This is a genomic window from Streptomyces sp. NPDC041940 (assembly GCF_055589465.1).
In genome coordinates, this window is record NZ_JBVJBP010000026.1 from 73,039 (window position 1) to 87,357 (window position 14,319).

Consider the following 14,319-nt stretch of genomic DNA (forward strand, 5'->3'; position numbering starts at 1 on the left):
ACTCGACGCTCCTTTTGTCGGTTTCCAAAACCTCCCCCCGTGACCCGCCACGGGGACTCCCCTCCCCCCTGTTTCCCTGGTGCACGCGGCGGGTTCCCCGCGCGCGGGGAACCCGTGAAGCCCGCGCAGGTCAGACCCCGGAGCGGGACACCAGACGGCGTGCCTGCCGGGTCCTGCGGACCAGGGCGTACCCCTTGGTCAGGGCACGGTCCCCGGCGAATGTACGGGCGATCGCGCGGCCCTCGATCAGCCGCTCGAACTCGTCGATGCCGGTGCCGCGGCGCACCGTCACACGCCGCAGGGCGTACGGCCCCTGCGCACGGCGCGCGAGGCCGTTGCCCACGGCGAGTGCCTGGGCGTACCCCGTCTCGCGCACCGCCTGCCGGACCCGGCGGCTGGAGTAGCCGTAGGGGTAGGCGAACGAGACCGGAACGGTGCCCAGCTGGTCCGCGACGATCTCCTTGCAGTGGATCAGCTCGAACCGCAGCGTGGCGGCGGAGACCTGGTCGAGCTGGGGATGGCTGTGGCTGTGCCCGCCGATCTCGACGCCCGCCGCGGCGAGCTCGCGGACCTGGTCCCAGTCCAGCATGGTGTCCAGGCCGCCGCCGGTGTCGTACGGCCCCTTCAGCCACCCGGTCGAGACGAACAGCGTGGCCGGGAAGCCGTGCTTGGCGAGCACGGGCAGCGCGTGCCGGTGCACGCCCTCGTAGCCGTCGTCGAACGTGATGAGGACCGGCCGTGCGGGCAGCGGGCGGCCGGAGCGCCAGCACGCGGCGAGTCCGGCCGTGGTGAGCGGTGTCAGACCCCGGTCCGCGAGCACCGCCATCTGCTCGGCGAACGCCTCCGGGGTCACGGACAGGGCACGGGTCGCGTCGTTCGGATCGGTCGCGACCGCGTGGTACATGAGGATCGGTACGGTCGCGTCACTCACGAAGCGCCTCCTCCACCGCGGGCACCGAGAAGGTCGCCCCGCCCCGACGGGCCCGCACGCTCCCCACCACGTATCCGCCCGCCGCCGTGAGCACGCCGGCGACGATCGCGCCCGCCCGCCCCACGCCGCCCGGCCGGGCCAGCAGGGCGTCCCGCAGACCCCGGGCCACCCCGGCCGGCAGCACCCGGGTCGTATACCGGCGCTCCGACTCGAGTCCCTTCCCGGCGCCGACACTCCGGGCCACCAGGGCCTTGGACAGGCCCTCGGCGTAGGTGCGCGTACGGAAGTAGCGGAAGTGCTCGCGGACCTCGGGCACCCGGTGGTGGATCACCGCCCGGTCGTCGATCAGCAGCACCGCGTCGGGCCGGGCGCGGCTGAGCCGGATGCACAGTTCCGTCTCCTCGCAGCCCAGCGGGCGTTTGTCGCCGTCCCTGCCGATGCCGGTGGCGAAGCCGCCCGCCGCGTCGAAGGCGCTGCGGCGGAACGAGGCGTTGCCGCCGAGGACGTTGCGCACCCGGACCCGGCCGCGCGGCAGGCCCCGGTAGGTGCAGCCCACCACCCAGTCGAACTCCTCCGGGAACCAGTCGGGCCGCCGCCCCGACGCCCAGACCGGCATCGTGCGCCCGCCGACCGCCATCACCAGCGGGTCGGTGTACGCCTCGGCGAAGTGCCGCAGCCAGTCGCGCTCGGCCACGGCGTCGTCGTCGAGGAAGGCGACGATCTCGCCGCGCGCCGCCGCGATCCCGGTGTTGCGGCCCGCGGACAGGCCGCGGGGGCCCGCGTTGGCGAGCACCCGCACCACAGCACCCTCGGAGGGCTCCTGGCACTCCTTGTACTCCTTGGCCAGCCGCTCCCGGAGCGTGTCGTTGTGGTCGACGACCAGCAGGGTCTCCAGGGCCGGCCGTGACTGCGCCCGCACCGAGGAGACCGCCGCGAGGATGTCCTCCCAGCGGTCCTCGGTGTACGCGCAGATCACGACGGAGATGCCGGGACCGCTCAAGACACCTCTCCCCGCATGGCGTCCACCATCGGCGACTGGGGCGAACGCCGGCGCAGCGCACGGCGGTTGGAGCGCTCCTGGAGGATCACCCGCAGCACGCGCAGCCCGTCCCGCACGGCCCGCAGGTTGCTGGTGCCGTGGATGCGCAGATACTCGTGGCTCGGGATCTCCTGCACCTTGAGCCCGGCCTTGACGACCCGGATGTTCATCAGGGTCTCGACCTCGAAGCCGGTGCAGTCGAGGTCGATCTTGTCGAGGCAGTGCCGCCAGAACGCGTTGTATCCGTAGCACAGATCGGTGTAGCGGGCGCCGAACTTGCGGTTGACGACCGAGCACAGCGCCCAGTTGCCGAGCTTGCGGATGAAGGTCATGTCGTCGGTGCCGCCGCCGTTGGCGAAGCGGGAGCCCTTGGCGAAGTCCGCGCCGGAGACCAGGGCGGAGACGTACGACAGGATCTCGCCCCCGTCGGCCGAGCCGTCCGCGTCGACCATCACGATGATGTCGCCGGTGCAGGCCTGGAAGCCGGTGATCAGGGCGTCTCCCTTGCCCTTGCCGCGCTGCTCGACGACCTTCACCTCGGGCCACAGCTCGCGGGCCACCCGGACGGTGTCGTCGGTGGAGTTCCCGTCGACCAGGACCACTTCGTGTATCCAGTCGGGCAGGGTCTTGAAGACGTACGGAAGGTTCTCCGCCTCGTTCATGGCCGGAATGACCACGCTCACCGGCGGCGCGATGGCCAGGTGAGAGGAGACGGGTCGGTACTTGGAGGCGGTCGGCGGATGTTGCTCCGCGGCGGCCGGCTGCAGAACTGAGCTCATGAGTCTGGGCCCTCTCGTCCGGTGGACCGCCCCCCCAGGGCAGTCCGGATCCAGTCCGGTTCGAAAGGGGGGTTCTCACCCGTGGCACGCCGAGATGGAGCTTCGGGCACGCCGGGTGAGCTGGCAAAACTGGTCGGCCGCGAAAACGGCAGCCGACCGCGCGGCACGGCCCGGCCACCAAAAGCGGTCACCGAGCACGGCACCCCCCTACCGCGCCCCGCGCCGGTACGTCGCGGTCCTTGAGCCCTCCCCTAGAGCCGCTTACTGACGGACCGATGCGGGTGAGATGTATGACGGTATTGACGATTGAACCCGTATGGCAAGACCTGGAACGGCCCCTCACGTTTTTGTTGGTTTGGTCGTTACGTACTGTGTTTTATGCGTCGTAAGTTGAACGGTTCCGGTCACGGAAACAGCCGTTCCCCGGCGGCTCGGGCGAGCCTCCGGGGAACGGTTCTTCAGGTGCCGGCGTTCGCGCCGGTTACTGCACGAGCTTCAGCAGCCGGTTCGGCGAACCCGTACCCGCGCTGGTGACCTTGCCGGTGGTGGCGCCGGCGACCAGGGCCGAGGCGACCTGGGCCGGGGTGGAGGAGGTGTGGCCCGCCAGGTAGACCGCCGCCGCGCCCGCGACGTGCGGGGTCGCCATCGAGGTGCCGGAGATGGTGTTGGTGGCGGTGTCGCTGGTGTGCCAGCCGGCCGTGATGGACGAGCCGGGCGCGAAGATGTCCAGGGCCGAGCCGTAGTTGGAGTAGCTCGCCTTGGCGTCGGTGCTGGTGGTGGCGCCGACCGTGATGGCCTCGGCGACCCGGGCCGGGGAGGACGAGGAGGCGGTGGTGCTGCTGTTGCCCGCGGCGACGGCGTAGGTGACGCCCGCGGCTATGGAGTTGCGGACCGCCGTGTCCAGCGAGGCCGAGGCGCCGCCGCCGAGCGACATGTTGGCGACCGAGGGGCCCGAGTGGTTCTGCGTCACCCAGTCGATGCCCGCGATCACGCCGGCCGTGGTGCCGGAGCCGCTGTTGTTGAGCACCCGCACGCCCACGATCTTCGCCTTCTTGGCGACACCGTAGGTCGTGCCCGCGATCGTGGTGGCCACATGGGTGCCGTGGCCGTTGCCGTCGGAGGCGTCGTTGTCGCCGTCGACGGCGTCGTAACCGTGCGCGGCACGGCCGCTGATCTGCTGGTGGGTGACGCGCACACCGGTGTCGATCACATAGACGGTCACGCCGCCGCCCGCGCTGTCCGGGTAGGTGTAGGTGCCGGAGAGCGGGAGCGAGGTCTGGTCGATGCGGTCCAGACCCCAGGGGGCGCTGGTCTGGGTGGCGTCGGCCTGGACGCGCTGGTTCTGCTCGACCGAGGCCACGGCCGGGTCGGCGGCGAGCTTCTTGGCCTCCGTGGCGGAGAGGGCCGCGGAGTAGCCGTTCAGCGCCTTGCCGAAGGTCCGCTCGACCTTGCCGCCGTACTCCTTCACCAGGCCCTTGCCCGCGGCCGAGGACGCCTTCAGCCCCGCGCTCTTCTTGAGCGTGACGATGTAGCTGTCCTTGATCGCGGTCGGGGAGTCCGCGGCGAGCACCCGGCCCTCGGCGGGAGCGGCCTGGGCGGGCAGGGCGGTGAACCCGCCCACGAGGGCGGCGGTCGCCAGAGAGGTGATCGCGGTGAGTCCGAGTCTCTTGCTACGCAGTTGTGCCATTACGAGGGAGTCCTCCTCTAGGCGGCGCGCGCCTGGGTGGGGCGCGCGTCATGTGGGGGTGGTGCGCGGGCTCGCGCACACGGCCAGGAGCGTCGCGTTCCGCTCGCTGCCGGGGTAAAGCGTCGACCATCTACCGGCGTAGAACAAGAGAGTTGAGCACTAGTCAACAAATCTGTCATGAGCACGAAATAAATCAACAGACTTGGCATGGACACTTCCTGTCAACACGCGTAGCTGCTACGACAGTTATGGCAGAAATCCTGCTAAAGGGAGGTTCCATGAGACGTTCCCCCATTGTCGTCTTCGTGAGCTCGCTCCTCCTCGCCGTCGGTACCGCCCTCACCGGGGCAGCGACGGCGCAGGCGTCCTCTCTCGCCGCAACTGGCGGCTACGTGGCGCTCGGTGACTCCTACTCCTCCGGAGTGGGCGCCGGCAGCTACATCAGCTCCAGCGGCGACTGCAAGCGCAGCACGAAGGCATTCCCCTACCTCTGGGCAGCCGCCCACTCACCCTCTACGTTCGACTTCACGGCCTGCTCGGGCGCCCGAACGGGTGATGTCCTGTCCGGTCAGCTGGGCCCGCTCAGCAGTGCCACCACCCTCGTCTCCGTCAGCGTCGGCGGCAACGACGCCGGTTTCGCCGACGTCATGACGACCTGTGTGACCCAGTCCGACAGCTCCTGTGTCTCCCGCATCAACACCGCGCGGGCGTACGTCGACTCCACGCTGCCCGGCAAGCTCGACGGCGTGTACTCGGCGATCCGCTCCAAGGCACCCAACGCACGCGTCGTCGTCCTCGGCTACCCCCGCTTCTACAAGCTCGGCACGACCTGTCTCGGTCTCTCCGAGACCAAGCGCAAGGCCATCAACGACGCCTCCGACTACCTGAACACCGCCGTCGCCAAGCGCGCCGCCGACCACGGCTTCGTCTTCGGCGACGTACGCGCCACCTTCACCGGCCACGAGATCTGCTCCGGCGACTCCTGGCTGCACAGCGTCAGCTGGCTCAACATCGGCGAGTCCTACCACCCGAAGGCCCCCGGCCAGTCGGGTGGCTATCTGCCGGTGCTCAACGCCAACGACTGACCGGTCATCCGGAGTCAGAGTCCTCCGAGCCCGTGTCCGTCTCCGTGTCCGTGCCCGAAGGAGAAGGGGAGGCCCCGTCCGTCGGGGTCTCCGTCTCGCACGTCACCGAGAACGGCACCCCCTCGGACGTCGTCCGCACCGGCTCCCGCACCTCGACGCTGATCTCGTTCTCGAACGCCCCGCTCTCCGCGTCCGTCGTCACGGTCACCCTGTCCTGCTTCGTACGCCCGCCGCCCTCCGGGAACGACAGCGTCTTCCAGCCACCGTCGAGCTCGGAGCCGTCCTGCGTCAGCCAGCGGTAGCGCACCTCGGCCGGCAGCCTGCCCACCGTGAACGTCGCCGTGAACTGCGGCGCCCTGGCGTTCTGCGGCGGGCACGGGCCCGAGTAGTCCGTGCGCCTGCCCTCCAGGGCCACCCGCACCGACTGCGGCGGCGGACTGCTCTTCTCGGTCTTGCTCTCGCTCTCGCTCGGCGTCGGGGAAGGGCTCGACTTCCCGCTCCCGGTGTTCTCCTTCGGGCCTGTCTCGGCCGGAGTGCTCGCCCCGGCACCCCGGTCGTTGTCCCCGGAGCCGTCGCCGCCGCTGTTCAGCAGCGCGTACGTCAGTCCGCCCACCGCGAGGGCCAGGGCGACCACGCCCGCGACCAGGACCCGGCCGCTCCGGCGGTCGCGATCCTGACGGGTGGCCGTCGTCGTGCCGCCCGAGCCGGACGGCGTCGGCTGCCCCGGGAAGGGCATCGGGGGCGTGGCGGCGGGCTCGGCGCGGGCCGCGGCCATCGGCGGGTACGGGACCGCCCGTGTGGTGTCCGCGCCCGCCGTGCCGCCCGCGGCGATGACCCGCAGATCCTGCTCGGCCCGCTCGGCCGGCAGCCGCTGCTCGGGATCCTTGCGCAGCAGTCCCTCGATGACCGGGGCGAGCGGCCCGGCCCGGTACGGCGGCGGCAACTCCTCGTCGACGATCGCGCGCAGCGTGCTCAGCGGTGTGTCGTGACGGAAGGGGGAGTGGCCCTCGACCGCCGCGTACAGCAGCACCCCGAGCGACCACAGGTCGGACTCCGGCCCCGGCGTGCGCCCGAGCGCCCGCTCCGGGGAGAGGAACTCGGGCGAACCGATGACCTCTCCGGTCATGGTCAGCGCGGAACTGCCCTCGACCATGGCGATCCCGAAGTCGGTGAGCACGATCCGGCCGTCGTTCGAGATCAGCACGTTGGCCGGCTTCACGTCTCGGTGCAGCACCCCGGCCTCGTGCGCGACCCGCAGCGCGGCCAGCACCTCGGCGCCGATGTGCGCGGCCCGCTGCGGTGGCATCGGGCCCTCGGCGTCCAGCACCTCCGCCAGCGAGAGCCCGCGGACCAGCTCCATGACGATCCACGGCCGGCCGCCGTCCGTCGCCACGTCGTACACGGTCACCACGTTCCCGCTGGCGACCCGGGCGGCCGCCCACGCCTCCCGCTCCAGCCGGGCGTACATCCGCTGCACGTCGTCGCCGGCCAGCCCGGCCGGGGCGCGCACCTCCTTGACGGCGACCTCGCGGTGCAGCACCTCGTCGCGGGCGCGCCACACCGTCCCCATGCCGCCCTCGCCCAGCGGCGCCAGGAGCCGGTAGCGGCCCGCGATCACACGCTCATGGCCCGGTTCTTCGGACACGGAGCCCCCATTCGCAGCCGGGCGAAATCTCCACGAGGTCTGTTTTCCCCACGAGGTCGGTTTTCCTCACGACGTCCGCTTTCCCTTTGACGCCTGTTTTCTCACGAACGTAACTCAGCCGAGTGCGGATGCCGCCCCCTTGAACACCAGTCCGGCGCCGAGTACCACCACGGCGAAGGCCGAACCGAGCGGAGCGGTGCGGCGTATCAGGGCCGCCATCGGGCCCGCCGTCCAGCGGGGGCGCCGGTCCAGCAGCCGCGTCATCCCGCTGCCCGCCTTGACGACGGCGTACCCGCAGGCCGTCAGGGTGAGCGCCAGCCCGACGCCGTACGCGACGACGAGCAGCAGACCGAACCAGGCCTGCCCGAGGGCCGCGGCCCCGACGAGCACCACCACGGCGGACGGGCTGGGCACGAGTCCGCCCGCGAAGCCCATGAGGATCGTGCCGCGGAGGGTGGGGGCGACGGGGTGCGAGTGGGTGAAGCCGCCGTGGGTGTGCACGACCGTGTGCGGATGCGAGTGGGGGTGGGCGTGGTCGTGCGGGTGGCTGTGGTCGTGGCTGTGGTCGTGGTCGTGACTGTGGTCGTGGTGGTGGTGATCGCCGTGCGGGTGGTCGTGGTCGTGCTCGTGATCGTGGTCATGTTTGTGAGGGTGAGGGTGGAGATGGGGGTGGGGCGCGCGGCTGCGCAGCGCGCGGCGGACCAGGCTCGCGCCGGCCAGGGTCACCAGAAGGCCGCTGGCCACGCCGAGCCAGGCGATCACCGAAGGGGCCGCCGCCGAACCGGCCGTGACCAGGAGGCCCAGGGCGACCACGCCCAGGGTGTGGGTGACCGTCACCGAGGCGGCCATCGGCAGGACGTCCTTCATCCGGGCCTGACCGCCCCGGGCCGCCGCCGTCGCGGCCATGATGGTCTTGCCGTGGCCCGGGGCGATCGCGTGCATCGCGCCGAGGACGACGGCGATGCCGAGAGCCAGCGCGGCGAAGCCCGCGGTGAGGTCGTGCCGGGCGACCAGGTCGTCCAGGGCACGCGTCCACCGGTCGGCGCCGCGCGGCAGCACGGAGGCGGCCGGGGCGTCCGACTCCTCCTCGGCCAGCGCCGCCCCGCCGGGGCGCACCCGCAGGGCGGCGGACGCGGTGTCGGCCGGAGAGGAGAGCAACTCCTCGGGATACTTGGTCAGTTCGGCCGATATCGACTTCTCGGGTACGTCCGAGGCGGTGAGGGTCATACGGTCGCCACGGGCCGTGACCTCCCGCCAGCCCGGGCCGGAGGCGGCGCCCGCGCCGCGGAAGCCGAGGGACACGCTCTCCTTGTCCGACGGCAGGGGAGCGGTCAGCTCGCACTCCACGCGGAGGGTGTCGAGCCCCGCCTGCCCGGGCCGCACCCGGGCCCGGCTGCGCTCGGCGGTGAGGGCCGCGGTACGGCCGTCGACGGTCACCCTGCTGTCCGCGGCGGCTGAGGCGCACCGCTCGCGGGCCCACAGGGCGATGCCCAGCCGCTCGACGTCCGGCTTCGCCTGGGTCGCCGGGATCTCGGCGAGGTCCTCGACGTGCTGGACCCGGAGTTCGCCGGGGGCGGCGACGAGACCGTCGTAGCGGTTGACGGTGAAGTTGCCCAGCGGGTGGGCGCTCGCCGTGGCGGCGGGCAGCAGAGTGAGCGCGCAGGCGGCCGTGAGGACGGCGGCACCGGACGCGAACAGTCGGCGCAGGGTCACCGGTTCTTCTCCAGGTCCTTGAGCGCGGTACGGGCCTCGCGGGCGCCGAGGGGCGAGAAGCCGGGGTTCAGGTCGAGCGCGGCCTTCAGATGGTCGCGGGCCTCGCGCTCGTCACCGGTGGCGCGTTCGATGATCCCGCGGTGGAAGAGGAAGGAGGCGTTGCGGTAGCCGGTGGCGGTGGCCCGGCGGGCGTACGGCAGGGCCTCCTCGTCGCGGCCGTTGACGTGCAGGGCCCAGGCGAGGGCGTCGGCGGTGTGCACGCTGTGGCGGCGGTCCCACTCGGCGCGGGCGGCGCGCAGGGCCTCCTTCTTGTCGCCGTGGTCGGCGGCGGCCATGGCCGTCTCGAGGTCGGTGTTGGCGCCGCCGGCCCGGGCGAGAGCCGTCCAGGCGTCGACGAGGGCGTACTGGTCGCCGGCCTTCGCCCGGTCGCCGTCGGCGCCGCGGTCCTCGTACAGCTCGCCGAGGGCGACGAGCGGGCCGGGCAGCGGGAAGCCGGCGACGACCTGCTCCAGTCCCCTCACCGCGGCCGCACGGTCACCGTCCGCCGCCTGTGCGCGGGCGCGGCCCTCCAGGGCGGGCAGGTAGGAGTCGTCGGCGGCGAGCGCGCGGGCGTAGTGGCCGAGGGCCGCCTCGTAGTCGCCCTGGTTCCAGGCGAGTTGCCCGAGGGTGGTGGCGACGTACGCGATGTCGGCGGGCGAGTCGGCGGAGTCCAGGGCGCGTTCCAGCACCTCACGCGCCGTGCGGACGTCGCCGCGCAGCTCCCGCACGTACGCGTACCGCGTGAAGACGGGCACGCCGGGACGCTTGGTGTCGGCGGTGTCGGCGGCCTTCTCGGCTTCGTCGTACCGGCCGAGTTCGACGAGGGCGTCGATACGGGTGCACAGGGCACGTTCGTTGTAGGGGTTCTGCTTCAGGGCCCGGTCGGCGTACTTCAGGGCGCCGGGGAAGTCGTGCCGGGCCGCTGCGAGGGCGGCCCGGCCGGCCAGGGCCGGGTCGTTGCCGGGCTCCAGTGCGAGGGACCGCTTCAGCGCGCGCTCGGCCTGCGGATAGCGCGAGGGGTCGCCCTTCGTGCGGGCCTGTTCGACGTAGGCGACGCCGAGGGTGGCCCAACTGCCGTAGTCCCTCGGCTGGGCGCGGAGATGCTTCTGCAGGGAGGCGATCCCCGCGTCGAGATCCCCCCGGGCCAGCGCGCCCGGCGACAGGGCCCCGGCCGCGGACACGGCGGCGACGTCGCCGCCCGCCCGGCCGCTTCCCGCACCCCCGAGGGCGATGGCCCCACCGGTCAGCGCGACGGCCAGCAGCGCGGCGCACCCGGCCAGATGAGCCGCCCGCCAGCGCCGCGCGCCGTCAGCGGTCCGCCGCATCGCGGCCACGCGCTGGTCGACGTCCTCGCCGGCCTCCCCGTCCCGCCCGGCCGCGGCATCGGCCTCCGGCGCGACGGCCGGCTCGTGGTCCGGGCGTGGGCGGTCGTCGTCGCGCCTCTCCGGTGCGCTGTCCGTCGTACGCGGAGGCATGGATCTCCTCAGTCGGCTGTGCGGGTGCGGGTGCTGGTGTGGGGAAGTAGAAGGCGCGGCCCGTGCCGTGGGGGATGGGTGGGAACGGGCCGCGCCAGTCGGGGGAGCGGAAGGGGTCAGTACGCCCGGTTCCGCATACGGCGCCACCACATCAGGGCCGCGCCGATCAGGACTATGCCGCCCGCGCCGGCCCCGGCGGACGCGGCGATCAGGCGCATGTCGTCCGAGCCCTCGGCGCCGGCCGGCTGCAGCGCGTCGCCCAGCTGGCTGCGGACGTCGTTGCCGCCGTCCACGCCCTTGGCGAGCGGGCCGCGCGAGCCCTCGGTCGGGTTGGCCAGGTACGGGAAGGACTTGCCGAACTTCTTGTCGTTCTCGTTCACCGCGTCGCCGAGGTCGTTCTTGGCGCCGAGCAGTTCACCCTCGACGACCTGGAGCGACGCGTCGATCACGTCGTCGGTGAGCCGACGACCGTTCGGGAAGCCCGCGTTGTCACCGTCCAGGACACCCAGCCGCTTGGGCTTGGCGGCCGGCTTGATGGAGGTGTTGAGCCGCAACTGCTCCGACGGCGTCACGTGCGGCGGCTGGTTGAGGTCCTTGACTCCCTTGAGGAACACGTCGACCAGGTCGTCGCGCGGCTCGTCGGGCGCCGGGATCTTGTAGATCGCCTCGATGAGCTTGGGCAGCTCCGGGTTGGTGACGTTCTCCAGGAACTCGGCGTCGTCGCGCGGCGTGGACGCGTTGAACTTGTCCTTGTCCTTCAGCGGGTTGACGACCTCGTTCACCAGCGGGTTGCCGAGGCGCGAGACCTGGGAGTAGTAGCCCTTGGCGTTCTTGCGCTGCGTCGTCGACCAGATGCCGACGATCGGCTGCTCGTGCGACTCGGCGATGAAGCTGTTGGGGACCTGCAGGGCGACCGAGTTGACGTTGTAGCCCTTGAGGGTGTCGTTGCCGACCTCGGAGAGGTTCCCGCCGTACAGCAGGTCGAAGACCCTCAGGTCCAGGAAGAACGGGTCGTCGGCCTGCCCGGCGAACGTCTGGGCGCCTCCGGCGAGCTTGTGGATCGCCTGCTTGCGCAGGGTGTTGTAGTCCGGCATCGACGCCTTGCCGACGTTCGACGGCGCCACCGGCACGTCGTCGGCGACCTTGGTCTTCGACACCGCCTTGAGGTTCTTCAGCTTGATCAGCTCAAGGTCGTACGTCTGCGTGATGTTGAGGTCGGGGTCGTCGAGGCTCTCCACCGGACCCGTGTTGTACAGGAACGTCTTGTCGTTCTTGGTGTGCGTCTTGAACGTGTACCGGAACAGCAGGTCTTCCTGCGCGTCACCGTCGCTGTCGATGCGCAGGTCGTACTCGGCGTCCTCGGCGAACGTGAAGAAGTTGGGCCCGCCCGCCGGGTCCTCCATCGGGATCCAGTTCGCCACGATGGTCGTCGTGTCCGGCTTGTCCGGGCTGACGAACGCGTACACGTCGGTGTTGTCGTACTGGGGGGTCCCTGAGATCAGCGGGGCCTCGCGGTGGCTGGAGGCGGAGGCCTCCTCAGGCGCCAGCGCGGTCACACCGGCGGCGGTGAGCCCGCCGGTGGCCAGCGCACCACAGATCACAGTCGCGATGCTCCGGCGCCCCGCGCCGGTCCTGAAGGTAGGTGTCATGCCGTCCGTCCTCGGTGCCAACTTGCCTGACACACGCCATTCGGAGTGGTCGGCAGAGCGGATTGGTCGAATCTCAAACGTTCTTACGGCGCGAGTGAAAAGTTGTTTCATCGCAGGAGACCCGCGTTTTCGGCGAGTTGATCCGTAACCCCATCCGGAGGTGTGTGCGTTGCGAATACCTCGTGTGAGGGGACAGGCCCGATGCGGCCTCGGAGAGGGGGACCGAGTGGAGGCGGACGAGCTGCTGCTGCTCGTGGCGGGCGGGAACCACCAGGCCTTCGAGGAGCTGTACGGACTGGTGTCCGGCCCGGTGTTCGGTCTGGTACGACGTGTGGTGCGCGATCCGGCCCAGTCGGAGGAGGTGGCTCAGGAGGTGCTGCTCGAACTGTGGCGGTCCGCGGCGAAGTTCGACCCGGACCGGGGGAGCGCGCTGTCCTGGATCCTCACCCTCGCCCACCGCCGTGCCGTCGACCGGGTGCGCAGCGCCCGCGCGGCGGGGGAGCGCGAGCAGCGCGAGGCCTGGCGGGCCCACTTCCCGGCCTTCGACCAGGTCACCGAGGAGGTCGAGGCGGGACTCGAACGCGAGTGGGTACGCCGCTGCCTCGACCGCCTCACCGACCTCCAGCGCCAGTCCGTCACCCTCGCCTACTACGAGGGCTACACCTACCGTGAAGTGGCCGAGCGGCTCTCCCTGCCGCTGGGCACCGTCAAGACGCGGATGCGCGACGGGCTGACCCGGATGCGCGAGTGCCTGGGAGGCGTGGCATGAGCCTCTTCCGCCGCGAGGACCCGCACTCGTTCGCCGCGCCCTACGCGCTCGACGCCCTGGAACCCCCGGAGCGGGTCCGCTTCGAGAGGCACATGAAGGACTGCGACCGCTGCGCCGCCGAGGTGCGCGCCCTGTCCGAGGACGCCGTCCGGCTCGCCTGGTCCACGGCCGCCCCGGCCCCGGCCGCGATGCGCGACCGCGTCATGGCCGCCGTACGGACGACTCCGCAGGTCCCGGCGCCCCAGGAGGCGGCGCATGAGACGGCACGCGGGCGTGCGGCACAGCTGCCGCCGCACGTGTGGGGCACCCAGCCGCCGCCGAGACAGCGGGGGCGGCGCCGGATCCCGCTGTTCGTGCCCTTCGCCACGGCCACCGCCGCCGCGGCCCTCGTCGTCGCGGCGCTGTTCGCCGTCCAGGCGAACCGGACCCAGGGCGAACTGACCGCCGAACGGGACCGGTCGCGTGAGATCGCCCACGTTCTGGCGGCTCCGGACGCCCGTGCGAGCAGCGGCCGGGACGGGCGGGGCAGAACCATCGGAGTGATCGCTTCCGCGACGGAGGGGAGTGCGGTGGTCACCCTCGGCGGCTACAGCACCCCGCCGGGCGGCCGGGTGCACCAGTTGTGGCTCATGCGCCCGGGCGCGCAACCACGCTCCCTGGGGCTGCTCAAAGGCGACACACCCCTGGTCGCGACCAGTCTCGGCTCCTCCGCGACGTCACTGGCCGTGACCGTCGAGCCCGCCGGCGGGTCACCGCAGCCCACCACCCAGCCCATCGTCCAACTCGCCCTGAAATCTGTTGGATTCGGAGAGTAATCGGAGATACATCGTCAACCCCCTTATGGGGAAGGTGAATCCTGTGACCGCGATACACGAGTGCCCGGGCGGGGCGATAGGGTTAACCTGCCCGGGCCGGGTGGACTCGTACGGGTGGGGAGTGACATGGAACAGATAACAGTGCGCAGCAGGGCGAGGGTCCCTGCGATCACCTGCGGGAGCAGCGCGACCAGTTCGCGCCTCGACCGCCATCTGTCGGTGCTGGGCGGTCCTGCCGTCCCGCAGCGGGAGACGGTCGAGGCGACCTCGCTGATGCGTGAACTGACCGCGCGTCAGCCGCACGACCGCAGTGGCAGGGGAGCACGCGTGCGCCGCGTCTCGCTCTTCGCACCGCTGCGCCGACTGCGCCGCTCGCTGTTCGGCGGCAGGTAGGGGCCCGCGCTCGGGCGGTCACACCGCCCCCGGCGTCACGCTGCGCACTCGTCGTCCGTCATCCCCACGGCACGCAGCAGCGCCAGGTGTGTTCCCGAGCGCGGTACGTCCCTCCGTTCATCTCTCCCCATGCGCGTACTGACGCACGGCCGGCGGCCAGGCCGCTTCGTCGGTCACGGGCCACCCGGGCAGTCCCGTCGTCGGGATGCACGCGCTGGACAGCAGCGGCAGCAGGAAGGTCGCCCCGCCCGGCTGACCGGCCGCCTCCTCGTTCCGGGTGAGCAGGCCGAGGCACGCCTA

Annotated in this window: 12 protein-coding genes and 1 pseudogene; 4 read left to right on the forward strand and 9 right to left on the reverse strand. The window is 71.7% G+C overall.

What is annotated here, in order from left to right:
- Window positions 1-130: 130 nt before the first annotated feature.
- The 4 genes from ACZ6I3_RS33580 to ACZ6I3_RS33595 all read right to left on the reverse strand — a co-directional run bounded on the left by ACZ6I3_RS33580 (window position 131) and on the right by ACZ6I3_RS33595 (window position 4,436).
- Window positions 131-931 (reverse strand): polysaccharide deacetylase family protein, encoded by an 801-nt coding sequence (locus tag ACZ6I3_RS33580; protein WP_469419826.1) that lies wholly within the window; start codon window positions 929-931, stop codon window positions 131-133.
- A complete protein-coding gene (locus ACZ6I3_RS33585) occupies window positions 924-1,931 on the reverse strand; it encodes a glycosyltransferase family 2 protein (protein WP_469419828.1) in 1,008 nt (335 codons plus the stop codon). Before ACZ6I3_RS33585 ends, ACZ6I3_RS33580 begins: the two co-directional genes overlap by 8 nt.
- Entirely contained in the window at window positions 1,928-2,749 is an 822-nt protein-coding gene (locus tag ACZ6I3_RS33590) for a glycosyltransferase family 2 protein (protein WP_469419830.1), read from the reverse strand. Before ACZ6I3_RS33590 ends, ACZ6I3_RS33585 begins: the two co-directional genes overlap by 4 nt.
- A 481-nt stretch (window positions 2,750-3,230) precedes the next feature.
- Window positions 3,231-4,436 (reverse strand): S8 family peptidase, encoded by a 1,206-nt coding sequence (locus ACZ6I3_RS33595; RefSeq protein WP_469419832.1) that lies wholly within the window; start codon window positions 4,434-4,436, stop codon window positions 3,231-3,233.
- 278 nt (window positions 4,437-4,714) lie between these two features.
- Between ACZ6I3_RS33595 and ACZ6I3_RS33600 the strand changes: the two genes are divergently transcribed.
- Entirely contained in the window at window positions 4,715-5,521 is an 807-nt protein-coding gene (locus tag ACZ6I3_RS33600; protein ID WP_469419833.1) for an SGNH/GDSL hydrolase family protein, read from the forward strand.
- A 4-nt stretch (window positions 5,522-5,525) separates the two neighbouring features.
- Here ACZ6I3_RS33600 and ACZ6I3_RS33605 read toward each other — a convergent pair whose 3' ends face one another.
- The 4 genes from ACZ6I3_RS33605 to ACZ6I3_RS33620 form a co-directional block, all read right to left on the reverse strand.
- Window positions 5,526-7,166, reverse strand: coding sequence for a serine/threonine-protein kinase (locus ACZ6I3_RS33605; protein WP_469419835.1), 1,641 nt, complete (start codon window positions 7,164-7,166; stop codon window positions 5,526-5,528).
- 114 nt (window positions 7,167-7,280) lie between these two features.
- Entirely contained in the window at window positions 7,281-8,879 is a 1,599-nt protein-coding gene (locus ACZ6I3_RS33610; protein WP_469419837.1) for a HoxN/HupN/NixA family nickel/cobalt transporter, read from the reverse strand.
- Window positions 8,876-10,393, reverse strand: coding sequence for a tetratricopeptide repeat protein (locus ACZ6I3_RS33615; protein ID WP_469419838.1), 1,518 nt, complete (start codon window positions 10,391-10,393; stop codon window positions 8,876-8,878). Before ACZ6I3_RS33615 ends, ACZ6I3_RS33610 begins: the two co-directional genes overlap by 4 nt.
- 116 nt (window positions 10,394-10,509) lie before the next feature.
- Entirely contained in the window at window positions 10,510-12,042 is a 1,533-nt protein-coding gene (locus ACZ6I3_RS33620; RefSeq protein WP_469419839.1) for a DUF4331 domain-containing protein, read from the reverse strand.
- A 226-nt stretch (window positions 12,043-12,268) separates the two neighbouring features.
- On the opposite strand from ACZ6I3_RS33620, the gene ACZ6I3_RS33625 reads away from it, so the two are divergent.
- The 3 genes from ACZ6I3_RS33625 to ACZ6I3_RS33635 all read left to right on the forward strand — a co-directional run bounded on the left by ACZ6I3_RS33625 (window position 12,269) and on the right by ACZ6I3_RS33635 (window position 14,019).
- Window positions 12,269-12,811: a sigma-70 family RNA polymerase sigma factor gene (locus ACZ6I3_RS33625; RefSeq protein WP_215122421.1), complete on the forward strand. Its 543-nt coding sequence runs from the start codon at window positions 12,269-12,271 to the stop codon at window positions 12,809-12,811.
- Window positions 12,808-13,626 carry an anti-sigma factor gene (locus ACZ6I3_RS33630; RefSeq protein ID WP_469419840.1) on the forward strand — a complete coding sequence of 273 codons (819 nt, stop codon included), beginning with the start codon at window positions 12,808-12,810 and terminating at the stop codon, window positions 13,624-13,626. Before ACZ6I3_RS33625 ends, ACZ6I3_RS33630 begins: the two co-directional genes overlap by 4 nt.
- Before the next feature lie 126 nt (window positions 13,627-13,752).
- Window positions 13,753-14,019, forward strand: coding sequence for a hypothetical protein (locus tag ACZ6I3_RS33635; RefSeq protein ID WP_184562045.1), 267 nt, complete (start codon window positions 13,753-13,755; stop codon window positions 14,017-14,019).
- Window positions 14,020-14,136: 117 nt separating this feature from the next.
- Here ACZ6I3_RS33635 and ACZ6I3_RS33640 read toward each other — a convergent pair.
- Window positions 14,137-14,310 (reverse strand): annotated as a pseudogene (locus tag ACZ6I3_RS33640) (ABC transporter permease); the annotation flags it as partial.
- Window positions 14,311-14,319: the final 9 nt, after the last annotated feature.

Excerpts from the sequence above, each read along its gene's own strand:
- ACZ6I3_RS33620 (WP_469419839.1), bottom strand. The coding sequence starts at position 12,042 with ATGACACCTACCTTCAGGACCGGCGCGGGGCGCCGGAGCATCGCGACT.
- ACZ6I3_RS33635 (WP_184562045.1), top strand. The coding sequence starts at position 13,753 with ATGGAACAGATAACAGTGCGCAGCAGGGCGAGGGTCCCTGCGATCACC.
- ACZ6I3_RS33595 (WP_469419832.1), bottom strand. The coding sequence starts at position 4,436 with ATGGCACAACTGCGTAGCAAGAGACTCGGACTCACCGCGATCACCTCT.
- ACZ6I3_RS33590 (WP_469419830.1), bottom strand. The coding sequence starts at position 2,749 with ATGAGCTCAGTTCTGCAGCCGGCCGCCGCGGAGCAACATCCGCCGACC.
- ACZ6I3_RS33630 (WP_469419840.1), top strand. The coding sequence starts at position 12,808 with ATGAGCCTCTTCCGCCGCGAGGACCCGCACTCGTTCGCCGCGCCCTAC.
- ACZ6I3_RS33615 (WP_469419838.1), bottom strand. The coding sequence starts at position 10,393 with ATGCCTCCGCGTACGACGGACAGCGCACCGGAGAGGCGCGACGACGAC.
- ACZ6I3_RS33600 (WP_469419833.1), top strand. The coding sequence starts at position 4,715 with ATGAGACGTTCCCCCATTGTCGTCTTCGTGAGCTCGCTCCTCCTCGCC.